Here is a 19,936-nt window from a genome sequence, read left to right as displayed (position 1 = left end):
TGCCGGTTTAGTGTGCGGCCAGCCAGTCTTCTCCCAACCCTATCTCTACATCCAGGGGAACAATCAGCTGGTATGCGCTTTCCATTTCGGATTTAATCAGGGGCTTAATGGTGTCCAGTTCGGGTTTGTAGGCATCAAAGACCAATTCATCGTGTACTTGTAGCAGCATTTTGGTTTTGAAATTGCCTTCCCGGAGCTTTTGGTGGATGTTTATCATGGCTATTTTAATGATATCTGCCGCACTTCCCTGTATAGGGGCATTCACGGCGTTCCGCTCGGCCGCACCACGGACTACCTGGTTTCGCGAATTGATATCCGGCAAATAACGCCTTCTGCCGAGAATAGTCTCCACATAACCGTGGTCCTGGGCAAAGTGGACCTGGTCGCTGATATATGCCCTTAACCTCGGATATGTCTTGTAATACGTGTCTATAAGTTCTTTAGCTTCACTTCTCGAAAGGGTGGTCTGGTTGCTCAACCCGAAAGCCGAAACCCCGTAAATGATACCGAAGTTTACGGTTTTGGCATTGCTCCGCTGCTCCCTGGTCACTTCTTCCAGAGGGACACCGAATACCCTTGCCGCAGTAGATGCGTGAATATCTTCTCCTTCCTTGAAAGCTTTAATCATATTTTCCTCTTCGCTCAGCGCTGCGATAATCCGTAATTCTATCTGGGAATAGTCGGCAGCGAGCAGGATATAATCTTCGTTTCTCGGAATAAATGCTTTTCGCACCTGTCGTCCTCTTTCGGTACGTATGGGAATGTTCTGCAGGTTGGGGTTGTTGCTGCTCAATCGTCCCGTTGCGGCAACGGCCTGGCTGTATACCGTATGTACCCGGTTCGTTTTCGGGTTGATCTCGTTCGGGAGAGCGTCCACATAGGTGTTTTGCAGTTTTTGTAATTGTCGCCACATGAGGATGTCCTCAACGATCTTATTATCTTTTGAAAGATAAGACAAGACATCTTCTGCGGTAGAATATTGCCCGGTCTTCGTCTTTTTGGGTTTGTCGACCAGCTTTAATTTTTCAAAGAGAATAGGGCCGAGCTGTTTGGGAGAAGCCAGGTTAAACTCTTCTCCGGCCTGCTCGTAAATATTTTTCTCCAGTTCTTTTACGTCTTTGTCCAGGGCATGCGACAGTGATTTCAGGAAGTCCGTATTTACGCGGATACCTTCAATTTCCATATCGGCGAGTACCTGTACCAGTGGCGCTTCGATCTCTTCAAACAATTTCAGGGCGTTTCGGTTGGGAAGTTCTCCCTGGAAAAGCAGTTTGAGTTGAAGTGTAATGTCCGAGTCTTCCACCGCATATTCTGTCTGTTTTTCGAGCTCTACCATGCGCATGGACCTTTGGTTCTTTCCTTTTTTACCGATAAGGGTCTCTATGGAAACGGGTTGGTATTTCAGATAAGTCTCTGCCAGTACATCCATATTGTGGCGCATATCCGGATTGATGAGGTAATGCGCTATCATGGTGTCAAAGAGTTTGCCCTTGACCGGGATGTTGTAATTGGAGAGTACCTTGATATCGTATTTGAGGTTCTGCCCTATTTTTTCGATCTGTTCCGCTTCAAAGAAAGGGCGGAATTCTTCGAGTATGGTTGCTGTTTCTTCCTGGTCTTCGGGAAACGCTACGTAATATCCCTTTCCCGTCTCCCAGGAAAATGCGATCCCTACAAGCTGGGCTTGCAGCGATTTGAGACTGGTGGTTTCCGTATCAAAACACACACTGCTCTGCAACATGAGTTTTTGCTGGAGCAATTTTCGTCCCAGGGGAGTGTTTACATACTGATAGTGATGCGGCGTGGTTTCGATGGTATTATAGAGCGATGAAGCCGCAGGGGTGGTTGTGGTTTCCTCTGCCGGGGAACCGAACAGATCAAATTGAATATTGTTCTGTGCTTTTGCCGTTTTTGCCGCGGAAGCACCATTATTTACAGGAGTAGCTTCTACAGCGCCTTCCTGTCCGAAAGCTTTCATCAGGTTTTCGGTAAGACGACGAAATTCCAGTTCCTGGAAAATTTCTCTGACCTTATCGAAATCGGGAGTGTTCAGTTCAAAATCCTCCTCGTTAAATTTCACCGGGACATCAAGCATGATCCGGGCAAGTTCTTTGGAAAGGAGCCCCAGTTGGGCATTTTCCTTTATCTTTTCCTTCATCTTGCCTTTCAGGCTGTCGGCATTGGCAATAAGATTTTCCACACTGCCGAATTCCTTGATGAATTTTTTTGCCGTTTTTTCTCCCACACCGGGAAAACCGGGAATGTTATCCACAGAATCTCCCATCATCCCGAGATAGTCGACGACCTGCTCCGGGGTTTCCACTTCAAATTTCTGCTGAACTTCACTGATACCCCAAATTTCAATGCCATTTCCCATTCGTGCCGGGCGGTACATAAAAATATTTTCGGATACCAGTTGTGCAAAATCCTTATCGGGGGTTACCATATAGGTGAGATATCCCTCTTTTTCTGCCTGTTTGGCAAGGGTGCCGATAATGTCATCCGCTTCAAAACCTTCTTTTTCAATTACCGGGATGTGCATGGCTTTCAGGATCTCCTGAATGTACGGAATTGCTATACGGATCGCTTCCGGGGTTTCGTCCCGGTTCGCTTTATATGCCTCGAACATTTCCGTTCTTGCGACGGATCCCCCTTTGTCAAAAGCTACGGCAAGATGATTGGGTTTTTCACGCTTTATCACATCCAGAAGGGAATTGGTAAACCCCATTATCGCTGAAGTATCCATACCTTTGGAGTTGATTCTCGGGTTTTTGATAAAGGCGTAATATCCCCTGAAGATCAGGGCGTAAGCATCCAGGAGGAAAAGACGTTTCTGTTCTGACATAAGAATTGCTGAAGTTTATTTGTGTAAAAGTAAGGATTTAATTTTTTTCCCGGCAGAGAAGCGGGCATGACTTCAGCGCAAACATATCTTAAAACTATTTGCGGGTGTTTGGGTATGCGAGTATTCGAGTGTTCGAGTGTTCGGGTATGCGTGTTATCTATTTATCACCTACACACTCGTACACCCGCATACCCGCATACCCGAATACTCATTTAACTAATTTTCTTCATATAATGTATTTGCCCGGCATAACATATATTTGTGATATATATGTAAATATCCCTTGTCTCTTAAAAGTCAAAAATGTAATGAAACCGACATGATCAAAATAATCATTACACTGTGTGTTTAATGATTATTTTGATCCTTTAAGGTTCCATCCCTCAATGCTTCGGAACAGGTAGTGACCATTGAAAAACAATAAAAATAAACACATGAAAGATTCCATAGAAAAACTGTATAAAATAGCGCATAAAAAATCCCGTATGATTATCGGCCTGATGAGCGGAACTTCCCTGGACGGACTGGATATCGCCCTGTGCAGGATTACGGGGAACGGCCGGGAGACAAAGGCGGAGCTTATGGAATTTATTACCCTGCTTTACAAATCTGTTTTCCGTGAACGCGTCCGCGAAGTATTTGCCAAAAAAGACGGAGCATTGGAAAAGATATGTCTGTTACATCCGTGGATAGCCCGGGAACATGCGAGGATGGTATTGGAAGCCCTGGAAGGCTGGGGGAAGTTGCCGGGAGAAATAGATATTATTGCCAGTCACGGACAAACCGTTTATCATGCACCGTGTTCTTTTCACAATATCCCCGAATTCCCGAATGCAACGCTTCAATTGGGAGACGGTGATCATATAGCGGAGATAACCGGAATCATTACCATATCCGATTTCCGGCAGAAACACATAGCCGCGGGCGGGGAAGGGGCTCCCCTGGCTATTTACGGTGATTACCTGCTTTTTGCGGATGCTACAGAATCCCGGTTGCTGCTTAATATGGGCGGGATTTCCAATCTTACTTTTCTTCCTGCCGGGGAAAGTTTCGGCAAGGTCCTTTGTACGGACATAGGACCCGGCAATACATTGATGGATGCGTATGTGCAGCAATATTTTAATATCCCTTACGACAAGGATGCCCGGATCGCATCCCGGGGGAAGTTACGGGAAGGATTGTTGCGCAGCCTTATGGACGATCCTTTTTTCCGGCAGCCGTTTCCGAAAACTACAGGTCCCGAACTTTTTAATATGGGTTATCTTCACAGAGCCCTGGAAGCATCCGGAGAAGGGGGGGGAGTTTCCCATGAAGATATATTGCATACCCTGGCACATTTTACCGTGGAAAGTATAACACAATGTATAACCGCATATTTACCTTCCGGAGCGGCAATAAATGGTTTTGTTAGCGGGGGTGGGGCTTCCAATCCTCTGGTTTTCGAACTCCTGAAAAAAGCCTGTCCCGATCTGCGGTTTTCGGATACTTCTGCATTGGGGCTCGATCCGGATGCTAAAGAAGCGGTACTGTTTGCATTGCTGGCTAATGAAATGGTAAGTGGTTCGGCCGCAATGGAAGGTACGGCTGCATATCCCTGGGTGGGTATGGGGAAGATCAGTCTTCCGAAGTGATCTTACGGTGCATTTCTCCCCAGTCCGAAATACTCTGAAGCATAGGACGCATAGATTTTCCCAGATCGGTAAGTGCATATTCTACTCTTGGCGGCACTTCCGGATAAACGACACGGAGAACAAGCCGGTCACGTTCCAGTTCTCTTAGCTGGGATACAAGCATGCGCTCCGAGATATCCGGTATAAGCCGCCGCAATTCACTGTACCTTAATTTGTCGTTGTTGAGAAGCCGCCACAGGATATTGGATTTCCACCTTCCGCCTATGAGAGACAAGGCATAACCCATGCCACAGGTAGCATTGATCTTCTTTTCATTCCATGCGTTTGAAGATGTTTCTTTTCTCATAACTTACTTTTTTGTTAGTACCTAATAATTTTTACAGTACTTACAAATGTAGAGTTACTTGTTTACTTTAGCAAAGAATTAATCTTAAAAATAAATTCTTATGACAAGCAACACATCCGTCCCTAAAAACGAACAGCTTCGGGGGAAAATAGTTTTTATAACCGGAGGCAGCCGTGGTATGGGGGCTACAATAGTAAAGAGACTGGCATCCGAAGGTGCCCGGGTTATTTTTACGCATTCCGGGAATAATACGGAGAAAGCCGATCTCGTGGTCCGTGAAGTAGAAGCTGCCGGGGGAGAGGCAAGCCATCTGGTGGCAGATAATGAAAGTGCCGAAAGTGTAACCGCCGCAGTGCGTAAAGTGATCTCCGATCACGGAAGGATTGATATACTGGTCAATAATGCCGGCGTATTCCTGTACAAACAGACACAGGAAAGCACGGAAGAAGAATTTGACCGGATGATGTCCGTAAATGTTAAGGCAGTCTTCCTGGCCATGAAAGAAGTGGCGGCCAGGATGCCCGGCGGGGGACGTATAATAACCATAGGCAGTAATGTGGCCGATCGTGTCAGTGACCCTAATATGGGGCTATACGGAATGAGCAAGTCGGCACTGAGCGGTCTGAATATGGGAATGGCCCGGGAGCTCGGTCCGCGGAATATAACTGTAAACCTGGTGCAGCCGGGACCAATTGATACGGATATGAACCCCGCGGATAGTGAAATGGCCGGTGAAATCAGAAAATTTATCCCTCTTGCACGTTACGGAAGTACGGAGGAAATAGCCGGACTGGTTTCTTTCCTGGCTGGTCCGGAAAGTCAGTTTATCACCGGGACTTCCATTACCATAGACGGAGGGTTTAACAGTTAAACCACACGAAGAGGTAACCGGATTTTCAGATATTTCGTTTGTGTGGGGAGGGAAGAAGTCCCGGAGGCATTTCTGCCTTCGGGATTTTTTTCTTTATAACATCTTCTTCCGGCTTTTGGGAATGAAGGGGTTTTGAAAGTATTGGTCGGGTTATAAGGAATTTGTAGTATTATCTGGTTTGAATTTTATAATTTTAGAGTTTCCAGTGCATAAACATACATTATTCACCTGCTATGAAAAACAGTGAATCTTTAAACGATTTTTATCAGAAAATCTCCTCAGGAGAAACTTCCCCGGCTTCCCGGCAGACACAGGTAAAGGAATGGGGGCATTTTAATGTCTACCGGCGAGATGAAATAGGTTGCAAGGATTATTCTCCCTACAACCGGAGGGATTTTTATAAAATTTCCCTGATCGTCGGGTCGGGTACCTTGTATTATGCCGACAAAGGAATAGCCATTAACGAAAGAGCATTGCTCTTTTCCAATCCGAATATTCCTTATGCCTGGGAAGCGCGGGATGACAGACAAACAGGATATTTTTGTCTGTTCACTGACAGTTTTGTAAATACCGGTCACCAAAGTGAAAGCTTGCAAAATTCTCCCCTGTTCAGAATCGGGGGAAATCCTGTATATTTTATTGATGAACAACAGGAAAAAAAAGTTGGAGGTTTGTTTGAGGAAATGTTCATGGAGATCGATACCGACTACCGGTACAAATACGATCTTATCCGGAATTATATGGATCTCATCATGCACGAAGCATTGAAAATGCAGCCGGCGGATTCCTATTTTAAACATACGGATGCGGCATCGAGGATAACCGCTTTATTCGAGGAGTTGCTGGAACGTCAGTTCCCGGTTTCTTACGAACATATACTTCAGCTCAAATCGGCCAATGATTATGCCTTGCGTTTATCCGTGCACACCAATCACCTGAACCGTGCGGTGAAAAAGGTAACCGGAAAGACAACTACGGAGCATATTGCTGCCAGGATTATTAGGGAGGCTAAAGCACTTTTAAAGTATACGGACTGGAATATTGCGGAGGTGGCATACTGCCTTGGATTTGAAAACCCGGCGTATTTCAATAATTTTTTCCGGAAGCAGACCGGTAAAACTCCCCGCGGGTACAGGGAGGAAATTTACAACAAGAAAACAGGAGTCTAGCTATGAATTATTGGCCGGACAGATCATCCCTGAAACAGGTATGTAATAGTGCCTATCTGGCTGTCTCTGTTTTCTTTCTTATCAAATTTTGCACGGAGAGCGTATGAAATAGCGTGGTCTACCAGGCAGCCGTTGCCGGAAGTAGAACTTTGCTTGTTAAATGTGGCTTCGGTAACATTGCCGAGCGCGTCCACTTTTATATTGACAACTATTTTTCCGCGGGCCGAACAGGTGTACACCGGGTTTGGAAGGCGCTTGTGAATCCTTCCCACCAGAGAATAGGAAATAGAACTGTTGGTGTTAAAGCTATTGTTTTTTACAGTGGCATCGGAAGTATTGTCTCCGTCCGATTGCCTGGCTTGTTTGCTTTTCGTTCCGATAGAGTGTGAAGATACCGCTTCTCCGGTTTCGGAGCTGAGATAATCGTTTTCTGTGGCGGTTGAAGCTTCTTCCGGGGTTTTTTCATCCGGCTCCTCTTCTGCATCTTCCGATTTTTTACCTTCCTGTATTTCTTCCAGGGTCTTGAATTCCTTTACTTCTTTGTCAAACCGGCTTTTTACCGCTTCGTTATAAGCCATGTGGGTTTGTAGTTTGTTTTGGTCGGGAGTGGAGATCTCTTTCTCCAGGGGATCTTCAAAATGTAGTTCGTACAGGATTTCCTTGTCTTCTTGTCCGGCCAGATGTATATTGAACAGGGTAAGAGTTACCAGCATCATTATACAAAATGATATCAGCAATGACAGTTGTTTTCTGTTCAGGTCCATATAGTATAAACGTTCAAACCGGAAAATAATTGGATAAATTTTGCTTGAACTCGTTTTCATGAGTCCACTATGGTCTCTTTGGGGAAGGGAGACTAAGATACTAAAAAATTATTTTTCCATATCCAGTCCGGATACGAACTCTTCGGGTGACACGGCATTATCCACACGATATTCCCCTATTCCGGTTCTTCGAAGGGAGGAGAGGTGGGCACCGGATTCCAGGGCTTTTCCGAAATCGTGAGCAAGGGAACGTATGTAAGTGCCTTTGCTGCATACCACACGAAAGGAAATTTCCGGAAAACGGATTGCGGTGATCTCAAATTTGCTGATGTGTATTTTTCTGGAGGCGATTTCCACGGTTTCTCCTTTTCTGGCATGTTCGTACAACCGTTTGCCGTCTTTTTTTATGGCGGAAAAAACGGGTGGTACCTGGTCTATATCACCGATAAACCCGGTCGTGGCGTTGTATACCAGGTCTTCCGTAATATGTCCGGTAGAATAGGTGTTGTCCGTTTCGGTTTCCAGGTCGTAAGAAGGTGTGGTAGCGCCGAGAGTAAAGGTGCCGGTATATTCTTTGACCTGTCCCTGAAGCTCCGATATTTTTTTTGTAAATTTTCCGGTACAGATAATCAGCAATCCCGTAGCGAGGGGATCGAGGGTGCCGGCATGGCCTACCTTGATCTTTTTCAGCCCGTATTTTTTACGGATGGCCCATTTGATCTTATTCACCGCCTGAAAAGATGACCAGTGCAGGGGTTTGTCAATAAGAAGTATTTCTCCGTTTTTAAAATCTTCTTCCGAATACATTAGGAGCTGGTCATAAAGGAATAAACAATGGCTATTGCGCCTACAACGAGACAATATATGGCAAAGTACGTAAGTTTACTGCTTCTGACCAATTTTATCATCCAGGTACAGGCGAGTAACCCGGAAATAAAAGCGGCTACGAACCCTGCGGCCAGGGGAATAAATTGCTGGGAATCATAACTTATTTTCCCGTAAATGGTTTCTTTGGCAATACTACCCAATATCAGGGGAACTACCATGAGAAACGAAAAACGGGCAGCCTTGCTTTTGTCTATACCCAGCAATACGGAAGTGGAAATGGTAGATCCGCTCCTGGAGATTCCGGGAAGCATGGCTATAGCCTGCGATACGCCTATAATAAAGGCGTTGCTGTATGTAACGTTTTTTGAGGTGTCTTTTGCCCTGTCGGCAAGGAAGAGCAGTAATGCGGTGATGAGTAGCATAAACCCTACAAGCTGGATGTTTTCTCCGAAAAGCTGCTCCAGCTGTTGTTCAAAGAACAGGCCAATGAATACCGCAGGGATCATGGATACAATGATCTTCAGGGAAAACCTGGTCTCTTCATTCCAACGAAACCGGAACAGGCCTTTGAGGATTTCCAGAACGTCTTTGCGAAATATAACGATAGTACTGAGCGCGGTGGCAAAATGCAGTACAATAGTGAAGATAAGGCTTTCTTCCGGAATGGAATTATCTCCTATAATCGCTTTTCCTAACTCCAGGTGACCACTGGAGGAAACCGGTAGAAATTCGGTAAGTCCCTGGATGATTCCGAGGATAATAGCGTCAATGATGTCCATGAATCACAATCGTTTTTGGTGCGGAAATTAGAGCTGACTACTGGGCAAAACGAAGGTTTCCCGGTTTTATTTGCCGGGTCCTTCTTTTTTTTTCGCAGGCACCAAAATGGCATACACTTCGAGAGCAAATCCGATAATAACAAGGGTAGGGGCCAGGCGGATTCTCCGGAAACTGAATATTTTCGGATTAAAGACATTGGGGTCGTCACCACCACCGCCGGTCATAAGTATAAAACCAACAGCAATAAAGGCGAGGCCCGCGAACATGATGGTGTAATTTTTTTTCTGGAAGATAAACTCCTGTGGTGTTGTGTCTTTATCTTTTTTACTCATGATTAAAGCTTTTTTTGCTTTGTTGTTTATGCTTGGTTCTAATAGTACAGGTCGTCCGTTCTCAGGTTCAGGAACCGCTGTGCAGCAAAATATGTGCTTATCCAGCTTATTACGGCTCCCATCAGGAAAATACCCGCAAAAAGCACGATCAGCCATAAGGGGTCCTGCATGAGATTGAGTTCCGGGAACCTTTCGTTAAAATAGTAAAGGCACATTCCCATTGCAATAACCGCGATGATCGCCCCCGTAATACCCAGTTTTACACTGGTCCAGATAAAGGGGCGGCGGATAAAGCGTTTGGTGGCCCCCACCATCTGCATGGTTTTAATGATAAAACGTTTGGAATAAATGGATAATCGGATAGAGCTGTTGATAAGCAGAACCGCTATGATGGTAAAGGCAACACTGGCCAGCAATATCCAGAAACTCAGCCGTTTTATATTGTCATTGAGCATGGTTATCAAAGGGCGGTCATACGAAACCTCTTCTACAAAATCTTTGGAAGAGATTTCACCGGATATCTGCTCCAGTTTTACGGCATCCACATAATCGGCCTTTAATCTTACATCTATGGAATTCTGCAAGGGGTTATACCCGAGGAATTTCATGAAATCTTCCCCGATTTCCGCGCTCTGGGCCTCCGCTGCCGCTTCTTTGGACACGAACTCTACCGACCTGGTGTATTCTGCCAGGGCGAGACTTTTTTGTAACTGGTCTATTTCCACCTTCTTGGCATCGTCTTTCAGGAATATGGAAACAGCTACCTGTTCCTTGAAATGGTCTGCGAGTTTTTTGGTGTTTATGACCAAAAGACCCAACATTCCCAGCAAAAAGAGAACCAAAGAAATACTTAAAATAACGGAGAAATACGAAGAGATCAGCCTTCGTTTCTGATACCTTTCAAAAGATTTGCTCATGGCTTATGACATATTTATCCGGCTTCCCTGCAAATATAACGAATTAGGGATTCCTATCTTGCTTTTATTGATTGGGATTAATAAAAAACCGGGCAGAAGTTTTGGTACTAAGGTAGCAAAAAGGGGACGAATTGAGCCGTATGCGTGGTTTTTCCATGAAACATCTAACCTGTCCTCTCTTTTTTAGTCTTATAACCGAACGAATTACTTCCCTTACAGAAACCGTATCTTCGGATTTTACCTCTTTACAAGTTCCTTGCTGAGACAACTTTAGTTTTCTTCTTCGGGATTCCAGGCATTTGATAAAAAATATTTCTGACATTCCTTGTCAAAACAGCCATAACCAAAAAGGGAATCCGATGATAGTAAATCTGTGGTAAACCAGGCCCCGGAATTAATGGTAAAAGAATATGTTTTCTCCTGGTATTTTAATTTACCGCTATATGTACATGGCAACTGCTCAAATAAATAGTTCCATTCATGGGGGGTAATCGGCCGGGAGTGGCCAAGTATTTCTTTTACCACACGTTTATCTAATTTCCATTCCTTACAAATTGTCGTATCTTTTAAGGAAGACGGATAGTTGTTTGCTTTTTTTAAACTTAAAATCTCAATCTGATCTATTATTTTTTTTAGATCAGTTATGCTGTTTTTTTGGATTTGAACCCTGGATGGTTTTTCTATTGAAACACTTCCCGTATCAGAATTTGTTTTATAAATATCTTTACATCCGAGGAGGATAGTCATAGATATAATGGTCAATACTATTGTTTTCATTTTCTATCTGATTATGTCTATAATTGCATCGTAAACCACTTTTCCTTCACCCGCAGTTTTGGCCTGTAAATCCTCATGATTTTTAACATCACCTATTGTCAGGTTATAAATTTTCATGAGCCCTCTTACTATGCAGGCTGTGGACTTTGCTTGTACTTCTGTCAAAGGTTCCCAGCCCTTAATTTTTTTGCCGTCTAAGGTGACGTTCCCTTTTTCATCGGTAGGCATTCCTACAACTTCAATACCAATAGTTTTACTGTTATAGCCATTTCTGATGTGACTGGTCGTTTTATTTAATGTTGCAGTTTGATAAATTGTACCATCTTTGCCAATTAAAAAATGCGTTCCGATACCTCTTTTAAACGAATTCAGTGAACTCGATGCTGATGATGAGACGGTTCTATGGAGTATAATATATTGAACTTCGTTTTTCCAATCATATTTTTCAAGTGCTGTTATTCTGTTCTTGGTAATTTTTTCATGCGTAATAAAACCATCGTCACTTACTTCCATATCACAACACGAACAATGTGTTACTTCAAACCACTCATTCTCTCCGTCCAACCAATAATTAGCTTTATCCCCTTTAGAAGAATCGGTTGTGCCATTTTTATTTTTTCCTTCGTATTTCACTTTAACATCTGTGTTTTCGGTATGAGCATCAATCAAAATACAGAGGTAGGCTTTTTTGTCTGCTGACATTTGTATATTATTCTTCCACACTTGAAAGTGATTGTCGTCTTTTGGCCTGAGTTTTACCTTCACTATGGCCTTGTTATCTTCACCGACAGTGGCTTGTAGTTTTACTTTTTCCTTGTCTCCCTCCATAATTTTAATAGGATGGAATTCTCCTCTCATGTATAAAACACCACCTTTACCGTCTACGACATTAATGCTGAGCTTCCTTCCTTTAGCAAAAGAGGTTTCTATGACAATATAAACCTCCTCTCCCAAAGAAGCGGCCTTAATTGGTTCAAAACTTACCTTCTCCCCAGTCTGTTTTTGGGTAGATATTTTCATTTTCTGTCCGATTTTAAGGCTACTTTTATTGTCTTCTGTAATATCGTTATTGGTATCTTCTACAATAGCCTTAGAGGTAGTGTTGTATTTTTTTGCGATTTTTCCGAGATTGTCTCCTGCTTTTACTTCATGTTCAATAACAGTGGTCTCTATAATCGGTTCTGTTTTCTTCTTTGCAAAATAAGCTTTCCGCACAATTATTGCTGCCGGCATCACTGCTCCCGGTTTGTAATTTCCAAAACTAACGCTTGTTCCCATTTTTGAACTATATAACTAAATATAGCAAAACTTAGCAACATAGTCAAATATTCAGATTAGGGAAACCATTCAGGTCTTTTCTGGTCTTCAGTTTCCGGGCTCTGTGTGCATTTCTTCTTCCGTCATAAAGGGTTTTAAAGCTTTTAGGGCTTTGTTTACCGAGGTTATATGGTCAAAAGTGAGCAGTAACCGCAGTCCTCCCATTCGGGTGTTCTTTTCTTTCATTTTGCAGAGGCCAGGGTTTTGCTGCACCGTGCGTATAACATGCTGGAACGTCGTGGTCTGGTAAAAACTGCTTTGCTGGTTGGCAATAAAATACCCTACCATTTTTCCGTGTTTGAGTACTACCTTTTCCAGCCCGGCTTTGGAGGCCATCCATTTTATTTTTACACTGTTCAACAGATCGTGTACTTGTTGTGGAAGGGGACCGAAACGGTCGATAATATCCGTTTCGAATTTTTCCATTTCTTCATCCGTGGTTATCTTGCTCAACTGGTTATAGAGATTGAGCCTTTCGGTGATGTTATTGACATATTCGTCCGGGAAAAGCAATTCGAAATCCGTATCTATCTGGGTATCTTTCACATACTCACGTGCTTCATCCTCCCGGGGATACAATTCTTTGAATTCGTTTTCTTTGAGCTCTTCTATGGCTTCACTGAGTATTTTCTGATACGTGTCAAAACCGATGTCGTTTATAAAACCGCTTTGTTCTCCGCCCAGCAAGTCTCCTGCTCCGCGGATTTCGAGGTCTTTCATGGCTATGTTGAAACCGCTTCCCAGTTCGGTGAATTGTTCGAGGGCCTGGATCCGTTTCCTGGCATCGTCTGTCATAGCGGAATAGGGAGGTGTAATAAAATAGCAGAATGCCTTTTTATTGCTTCGTCCTACCCGGCCGCGCATCTGGTGCAGGTCGCTCAATCCGAAGTTGTTGGCATTGTTGATGAAAATGGTATTGGCATTGGGTACGTCTAATCCGCTTTCAATGATCGTCGTGGATATCAGGACATCAAATTCTCCGTTCATAAAACGAAGCATTAGCTGTTCCAGTTTTTTTCCTTCCATCTGCCCGTGGCCGATCCCTATCTTGGCATCGGGAACTAACCGTTGTATCATTCCCGCGACTTCTTTGATGTTCTCAATGCGGTTGTGAATGAAAAATACCTGTCCGCCCCGCTGTATTTCATAGGAAACGGCATCCCGTATTACCTCTTCATTAAATTGTATAACATGGCTTTCTATGGGGTAGCGGTTCGGGGGTGGCGTAGTGATAACCGACAAATCCCTTGCAGCCATAAGACTGAACTGTAACGTCCTGGGAATAGGGGTGGCCGTAAGGGTTAATACGTCCACATTCTCCTTCAGGTTTTTCAGTTTTTCTTTGGCCGCAACACCAAATTTTTGTTCCTCATCTACAATGAGCAGTCCCAGGTCATGAAAATGTACGTTTTTGTTGACCAGTTGGTGGGTGCCGATAATAATATCGATCTTTCCCGAAGCCAGTCTTTCGAGTATTTCCCGTTTTTCTTTTGCGGTACGGAAACGATTCAGGTAATCGACGGTTACGGGGAGGTCTTTCAGACGTTCGCCAAAGGTTTTGAAGTGCTGAAAAGCAAGGATAGTGGTGGGGACGAGTATGGCAACCTGTTTGCTGTTGTCTACGGCCTTGAAGGCAGCCCTTATGGCTACTTCCGTTTTGCCGAAGCCTACATCGCCACAGACAAGACGGTCCATGGGATGTTCGTTCTCCATATCGTTTTTGACATCCTGAGTGGCTTTGCTCTGGTCCGGGGTGTCTTCATAGATAAAGGAAGCTTCCAACTCGTGCTGTAAGTAACTGTCCGGTGCGTAGGCAAAACCTTTTTCCGTACGTCTTTTGGCGTAAAGCTTTATAAGGCTGAATGCAATTTCCTTGACCCGGCTCTTGGTCTTCTTTTTAAGGTTTTTCCATGCACTGCCTCCGAGTTTGAATATTTTGGGTGGTTTGCCGTCCTTACCGTTGTACTTGGTTATTTTGTGAAGGGAATGTATGCTTACATAGAGAATGTCACCATCTCCGTAAACGAGTTTTATGGCTTCCTGGGGTTTTCCTTCCACCTGTATTTTCTGTAACCCGCCGAACTTTCCGATACCGTGATCTATATGTGTGACGTAATCGCCGATTTCCAGGTGGGTAAGTTCTTTAAGGGTAATAGCCTGTTTTTTGGCGTAGCCGTTTTTGAGATGAAACTTGTGATAGCGTTCGAATATCTGGTGGTCGGTATAGCAGACAATTTTACGGTCATCATCAATAAAACCCTGGTATATGGGGAAAACTACGGTTTTGTAATGTACTTCCCCTTCGATTTCCTCAAAAATATCGTGAAAGCGTTTGGCTTGCTGGTCGCTGACGCAAAAAATGTAATTGCTATATCCCTCTGCCCGGTTTTTATTGAGGTCTTCGATGAGGAGGTCAAACTGTTTGTTAAAGGAGGGCTGCGGCCGGGTGTGGAAGGTAATCAGCTCCCCGTGTTTTTCTTTTTCCAGGTGCCTGAAAGGAAGTCTGGACTGGTTTCCGGTTTCTACAACAACCAAGCCGGAGAGTTGTTCGTGGAGTAGCTTCGGGGTACAAAACAGTTCCAGGGGGGAAGCGTGTTTTATTTCTTTGGGAAGAGAAGCAAAAGCTTCTTCCGCTTTACGGAACAAATTGTCTATGCGGGAAGACAGAATTTCGTTGCTCTGAAGACAAACAACGGTTTGCGGGGAAATATATTTTAAAAAGCTTTCCCTGGACTCGCTTTGTGCCTTGTTTTCCACATTGGGTATAATGGCAATTTTCTTCAGTTTCTCTATCGAGAGCTGTGTTTCCACATCAAAGGTCCGGATACTGTCTACTTCATCGCCGAAAAATTCTATGCGGTACGGTTCGTCATTAGAAAAAGAGAATACATCTATGATACCTCCCCGTACGGAGAATTCCCCGGGCTCGGAAACAAAATCCACCCTTTTGAAACGGTATTCGAAAAGAACTTCGTTGATAAAATCGGGCGATACGGTATCGCCGACTTTCATTTTCAGCGTGTTTTTTTCCAGCTCTTTTCTGGTTACCACCTTTTCAAACAAGGCATCCGGATAGGTAACGATAAGCGCCGGCTTTTTCCGGGAGTTTATACGATTTAGTACTTCGGCCCTGAGGAGCACATTGGCATTGTCCGTTTCTTCTATCTGGTAAGGCCTTCGATAGCTGCCGGGATAAAACAGTACGTGCTGTTCGCCGACAAGTTGTTCCAGGTCGTTGAGATAGTAAGCGGCTTCTTCCTTGTCGTTGAGGATAAGCAGGTAGGGCAGGTCGTTGTTTTTAAAGCTTTCGGCTATAACAAACGACAGGGACGAACCTACCAGACCATTGACAAATATTCTTTGCGGAGGTTGGATCCGGGTAATAGTATCCTGCAGTTTCCGCATTTGCGGAGACTGTCCTTTTCCCATTATCCCGTCCGGATAATCCCGATAATTATCGGGATCGGGAGCAGCCGGGAGTGAAGTTGGCGAGGCATGGGTCTTGCTCACAAGATAAAAATTTTGTGCAAAGGTAATAAAAACGGATTTGTCGGGGGAATGGGTTCGGATATACGGCAGGGTAAACACATTAAGAATAATAACAGTTCAATATCTCCGTGAACCTCTGTGTAAGTCTCTGTGTGTCTCTGCGTTATAGCTATTACACAAAGTTTCACGGAGAAGCACAGAGTTACACAGAGCAAAAAAACGATATTAAATAGTGTTGATAATCAAAGATTTAATTTTTTATGCGTTTGCCCTGGGATATACGGCGGGCAAATACATCTCCGGGAACAAAGTAAATGTCCCCGGGAGTAAAGTAGACGTCCCAACATATAAAGTAGGCATCCCCATACGTAAAGTTGACATCCCCGTGTATAAAATAGGTTTTCCTGATGCTTGTTTGGACAAATATGTTGTCCGGGTTTTGTATAAAGATGTATATTTGCGCAAAATTTGGAGAGTTAATAGTAAAAGATATGTCGATCTTAGATTTATATTCCAGTGCATTCCTGGAGCGCAACAGGGACCATTTTGCAGCGATAGTACGTGTGGCTTTGTCTGACGGAGAAATCAATGCGGAAGAAAAGGCTTTTCTGGACCGTCTTGCGCATAACCTTAACATTTCGGAAGAGGATTACGTGATCATATTAAAGGATCCCGCCAAATATCCGATAAACCCTCCTTTCTTTTACGATTCCCGTCTGGAAAGGTTATATGACCTGACACGTATGGTTTATGCCGATCATATTGCAGATGAGGAAGAAACACAAATGCTGTACAAACTTGCCGTCGGTCTCGGATTTACCCCGGGCAACGTAAAATATATCATAAGTAAAGCATACGACTTGGTGTCGCATGGTGTGGACCTGGATACTTTCAAGGAAGAAATGAAACACATGAACAGGTAATACCTTATCTGTTCCACCCCTTTCTTTTTGTTTTACAGTTCAGAGTTTTTTGTTGTTGAGGAGCGATGATCATTTCAGGAATTTATGCAGCTTTTGTAATAACTGTTGTTCCTGAAACGGCTTTTGTAAAGCATCGTTAATTCCGGCCTTTTTGTATTTTTTCTTACCGTCTCCGAGCATACTTCCGGAAAGGGCGATAATAGGGGTTTTTGTATATTTTTTCTCCGGAAGGCTTCGTATAGCGGGAGCAAGCTCGTAACCGGTGACATCCGGTAAGCGAATGTCAAGAAGTATGAGATCGTATTGGGTTTCCTCTATTCTTTCTATAGCTTGTTCGCCGTTTTCGGCTATGTCCAGGAAGAAGGCTCCCTGGGAAGCCAGGATTTTCAGGACAATGATCTGGCTTATTTTGTTGTCCTCTATCAAAAGGATATTGAACTTCTTGTTGGAGTTGAAGAGAACTTTTCCATTGTCTTTGGCTTTTTTGTTTGGTTCCCTGTAGTTCAGAGGGAATTTAAGCTTCAGGTTGAATTTTATTGCAGTGCCTTTATCTGGCTCGCTTTCTGCAGTAATATCTCCCTGCATCAGGGAAATAAGGTTTTTTACAATGGTAAGACCCAGTCCGGTTCCCGGGTATCTATTGTCCTTGTGCACCTGGGTGAAGCTGGTGAATATATCGTTGACATGTTCTTTTGGGATTCCTATTCCCGTATCTGTAATTTCAAACTGTATGTTAGCTTTGTTTGCCCTCTTGTGGTTCAGCTTCACATGAAGGTCTATGTGCCCCTCTTCAGTAAACTTGATGGCGTTTTCTATAATATTGGCGAGTATTTGTTTTATCCGTGTCTTATCTCCCTCGATATACCTGGGAAGCTTGTCGTCTATATGCATACGGAACTCAAGCTTTTTCTGTCTTGCTTTGGTGGCATAAATGAAACCGATGGAATGTAGCAGTTCGGAAAAATCGAATATTTCGTCATTGACCGTAAACTTGCCTACTTCTATTTTAGAAAGATCCAGGATGTCGTTTATCATAATATTGAGATCCTGACAAAGCGATTTGATTACTTCCACGAGGTCAAACTGCTCATCCGACATATTGGTTTTTTCCAGCATCTCGGTAAATGAGAATACCCCGGTAAGCGGGTTTCGGATCTCGTGGCTGAAATTGGCAATAAAAGTACGTTTAAAGGCTTCTTTTTCCTGTAAATAAGTGTTTTGTAATGTGAGTATTTCCGATTCTATGACCGTTTCGTTGCGCTTTTGTGCGATAACCTGAAGGGAGTGGTAGTGCTCGGACAGATCGTGCATAATAATCAACGGGTCTTTATCGGGGAATGTCCTGCAATTTATGTCGCATATTTTTCCGTTGATATGGACACAGGAGAAGAAGATGGAATTGTCCTTATGATTGAGCAGGGGGAGTACACTTTCGAAAAACGGATGACAACCGATAATGTTCTTTTCTCTTTTGAAAGGAAAAAGAGTGTCATCCGATTCCAGGATATCTCCTTTCTCCGATATAATGATAAACTGTACCTTAGGATACAGGAACTGCTCTTTATAGGATTCCAGCATACTATTTGATTAATTTTTTTGTAAGGTCTTCAAAAAGAGTTTCTACATTTTCTCCGGTTTTGGCACTTGAAAAATAATGAGCCAGGTCAAAGTACTGCTTATTTTCCTTCAAATGGGTTTTGGTTACCAGGTCGCTTTTATTGCCTACAACGATTACGGGAACGTTGTTATAGCCGGATTTTAAGTAGTCAAGATCTTCGTGCAGGTTTTCATAGGTGGACTTCCGGGTGGTGTCAAAAACATAAATAAAACCGTGAGATCCCAATAAGTAAGAGGAGCGGGTTTTGGATATATCTTCATTACCTTCGATATCCCATATAATAAGGTTTACCTGGTTTTCAGGCAGTATCATCTCTTTTTTGAGGATATGTACTCCAATGGTAACTTTGTAATTGTCCGAAAAGGTATTTTCAACAAAACGCCTTACCAAAGAGGTTTTGCCAACACCAAAATGCCCCAAAAGAACAATTTTTTTAGATATGATCATTATTAAAGTAAAAATTTAGTTCGTTTACAATATCGTTTTGTGTAATATCCGGATTATAGATCATCAGGCTGAGGAAATTCTCCGAAAACTTAAAAATGGTGTCCTGTAGTTTGTTTTTTACTGGGGTGCTGTATTGCCCGGAAACCACTACGGCAATGTAATACGAAACAAAACTTTGTATGTGAATATGATATAACTCGTATTCTATGAGTTCCAGGTTCTGGCTCTTTTGCTGGAATGCGTCTTCTACAAAAGATTTAATTGCTGTCAGCATTCCGGAAAACATCTCTTTGTCTATGGTTTCTTTCTTGGAATAGTTTCCCAGAAGGATACCCGAATTCTTTTCAATGACAAAAACCTGCTCTATGGAGGCATCTCCCAGTTCCGACAAGATGAGGTCGTGTTCTTTGACCCCGGTGATCCAGGCTTTGAGCCTTCGTTTCCACGCACGGAAGGAAAAACTGTTTTCTACCTGAGCGCTCACTCTCTCGGATAGTAATTTTATTTCCTGCCATACATATTTCTTGATCATCCTCCCCATTATAGGGTAAAGGGCCTCGACAACCTGCTCTTTGGAGTTTTTTATTTCTTTTTTAAGCGTTTCCGTAATGGTAGGGCCGAGGGTTTTGGGGATCTCCTCGATAAACTCGTCCAGTTTGCTGTCGATAATCGGGTCTACCTTTCCTGCCAGTTCCGAACGGGTATGAAGAACTTTTTCCAGTGCGCTGATTTTTTGTGCAATGGTTTCCGCATACTCCCTGTCATCGGTAAGGAGTATATCTTTCAGGATGTTCAATTTATCATTCTCATTCATCACAAAGATAATTGCAGGTAAGGCCCGTTACCGAATGTTTATTTTTCAAAAACAGGCAATAGGCTCAC

At 43.4% G+C, this 19,936-nt stretch carries 17 protein-coding genes; 4 read left to right on the top strand and 13 right to left on the bottom strand.

The window, feature by feature from the left end; genetic code table 11:
• Window positions 1-7 precede the first annotated feature (7 nt).
• On the bottom strand, window positions 8-2,845 hold the full coding sequence (gene polA / locus ACVBDU_RS11180; RefSeq protein ID WP_447179836.1) for a DNA polymerase I: 2,838 nt from the start codon (window positions 2,843-2,845) through the stop codon (window positions 8-10).
• 434 nt (window positions 2,846-3,279) lie between these two features.
• Between polA and ACVBDU_RS11175 the strand changes: the two genes are divergently transcribed.
• On the top strand, window positions 3,280-4,476 hold the full coding sequence (locus ACVBDU_RS11175) for an anhydro-N-acetylmuramic acid kinase (RefSeq protein ID WP_447179835.1): 1,197 nt from the start codon (window positions 3,280-3,282) through the stop codon (window positions 4,474-4,476).
• On the opposite strand, the gene ACVBDU_RS11170 is transcribed toward ACVBDU_RS11175, so the two are convergent.
• Window positions 4,460-4,822: a winged helix-turn-helix transcriptional regulator gene (locus ACVBDU_RS11170; RefSeq protein WP_447179834.1), complete on the bottom strand. Its 363-nt coding sequence runs from the start codon at window positions 4,820-4,822 to the stop codon at window positions 4,460-4,462. The genes ACVBDU_RS11175 and ACVBDU_RS11170 overlap by 17 nt on opposite strands.
• A gap of 100 nt (window positions 4,823-4,922) precedes the next feature.
• On the opposite strand from ACVBDU_RS11170, the gene ACVBDU_RS11165 reads away from it, so the two are divergent.
• Both ACVBDU_RS11165 and ACVBDU_RS11160 read left to right on the top strand, forming a co-directional pair.
• Window positions 4,923-5,693: an SDR family NAD(P)-dependent oxidoreductase gene (locus ACVBDU_RS11165; RefSeq protein WP_447179833.1), complete on the top strand. Its 771-nt coding sequence runs from the start codon at window positions 4,923-4,925 to the stop codon at window positions 5,691-5,693.
• Between the two features lie 233 nt (window positions 5,694-5,926).
• Window positions 5,927-6,862 carry a helix-turn-helix domain-containing protein gene (locus ACVBDU_RS11160; protein WP_447179832.1) on the top strand — a complete coding sequence of 312 codons (936 nt, stop codon included), beginning with the start codon at window positions 5,927-5,929 and terminating at the stop codon, window positions 6,860-6,862.
• A gap of 23 nt (window positions 6,863-6,885) precedes the next feature.
• On the opposite strand, the gene ACVBDU_RS11155 is transcribed toward ACVBDU_RS11160, so the two are convergent.
• The 8 genes from ACVBDU_RS11155 to mfd form a co-directional block, all read right to left on the bottom strand.
• On the bottom strand, window positions 6,886-7,599 hold the full coding sequence (locus ACVBDU_RS11155) for a hypothetical protein (protein WP_447179831.1): 714 nt from the start codon (window positions 7,597-7,599) through the stop codon (window positions 6,886-6,888).
• A gap of 135 nt (window positions 7,600-7,734) precedes the next feature.
• On the bottom strand, window positions 7,735-8,433 hold the full coding sequence (gene truB / locus ACVBDU_RS11150) for a tRNA pseudouridine(55) synthase TruB (RefSeq protein WP_447179830.1): 699 nt from the start codon (window positions 8,431-8,433) through the stop codon (window positions 7,735-7,737).
• Entirely contained in the window at window positions 8,433-9,233 is an 801-nt protein-coding gene (locus ACVBDU_RS11145; protein ID WP_447179829.1) for an undecaprenyl-diphosphate phosphatase, read from the bottom strand. Before ACVBDU_RS11145 ends, truB begins: the two co-directional genes overlap by 1 nt.
• 66 nt (window positions 9,234-9,299) lie before the next feature.
• Window positions 9,300-9,566: a DUF3098 domain-containing protein gene (locus ACVBDU_RS11140; protein WP_447179828.1), complete on the bottom strand. Its 267-nt coding sequence runs from the start codon at window positions 9,564-9,566 to the stop codon at window positions 9,300-9,302.
• A 38-nt stretch (window positions 9,567-9,604) separates the two neighbouring features.
• A complete protein-coding gene (locus ACVBDU_RS11135) occupies window positions 9,605-10,483 on the bottom strand; it encodes a cell division protein FtsX (protein WP_447179827.1) in 879 nt (292 codons plus the stop codon).
• Between the two features lie 270 nt (window positions 10,484-10,753).
• The gene (locus ACVBDU_RS11130; protein ID WP_447179826.1) at window positions 10,754-11,260 is read right to left on the bottom strand and encodes a hypothetical protein; all 507 of its coding nucleotides are present in this window, start codon (window positions 11,258-11,260) and stop codon (window positions 10,754-10,756) included.
• Window positions 11,261-11,263: 3 nt separating this feature from the next.
• Window positions 11,264-12,538, bottom strand: a complete 1,275-nt coding sequence (locus ACVBDU_RS11125) for an N-acetylmuramoyl-L-alanine amidase (RefSeq protein WP_447179825.1) — start codon at window positions 12,536-12,538, stop codon at window positions 11,264-11,266.
• An 87-nt stretch (window positions 12,539-12,625) separates the two neighbouring features.
• The gene (gene mfd, locus ACVBDU_RS11120; protein ID WP_447179851.1) at window positions 12,626-16,006 is read right to left on the bottom strand and encodes a transcription-repair coupling factor; all 3,381 of its coding nucleotides are present in this window, start codon (window positions 16,004-16,006) and stop codon (window positions 12,626-12,628) included.
• Window positions 16,007-16,557: 551 nt separating this feature from the next.
• On the opposite strand from mfd, the gene ACVBDU_RS11115 reads away from it, so the two are divergent.
• A complete protein-coding gene (locus ACVBDU_RS11115) occupies window positions 16,558-16,989 on the top strand; it encodes a tellurite resistance TerB family protein (protein ID WP_447179824.1) in 432 nt (143 codons plus the stop codon).
• Window positions 16,990-17,058: 69 nt separating this feature from the next.
• On the opposite strand, the gene ACVBDU_RS11110 is transcribed toward ACVBDU_RS11115, so the two are convergent.
• From ACVBDU_RS11110 to ACVBDU_RS11100, 3 genes are read right to left on the bottom strand one after another with little or no spacing between them, the layout of a single operon-like run.
• Window positions 17,059-18,567, bottom strand: coding sequence for an ATP-binding protein (locus tag ACVBDU_RS11110; protein ID WP_447179823.1), 1,509 nt, complete (start codon window positions 18,565-18,567; stop codon window positions 17,059-17,061).
• A 1-nt stretch (window position 18,568) separates the two neighbouring features.
• A complete protein-coding gene (locus tag ACVBDU_RS11105; protein WP_447179822.1) occupies window positions 18,569-19,054 on the bottom strand; it encodes a Rab family GTPase in 486 nt (161 codons plus the stop codon).
• Entirely contained in the window at window positions 19,041-19,868 is an 828-nt protein-coding gene (locus tag ACVBDU_RS11100) for a cell envelope biogenesis protein OmpA (protein ID WP_447179821.1), read from the bottom strand. The genes ACVBDU_RS11105 and ACVBDU_RS11100 overlap by 14 nt, the downstream gene beginning before the upstream one ends.
• Window positions 19,869-19,936: the final 68 nt, after the last annotated feature.

Source organism: Sinomicrobium endophyticum, assembly GCF_052983315.1.
Note: the sequence above shows the minus strand (reverse complement) of the source record. Positions and strands in the feature narration are given on the sequence as shown.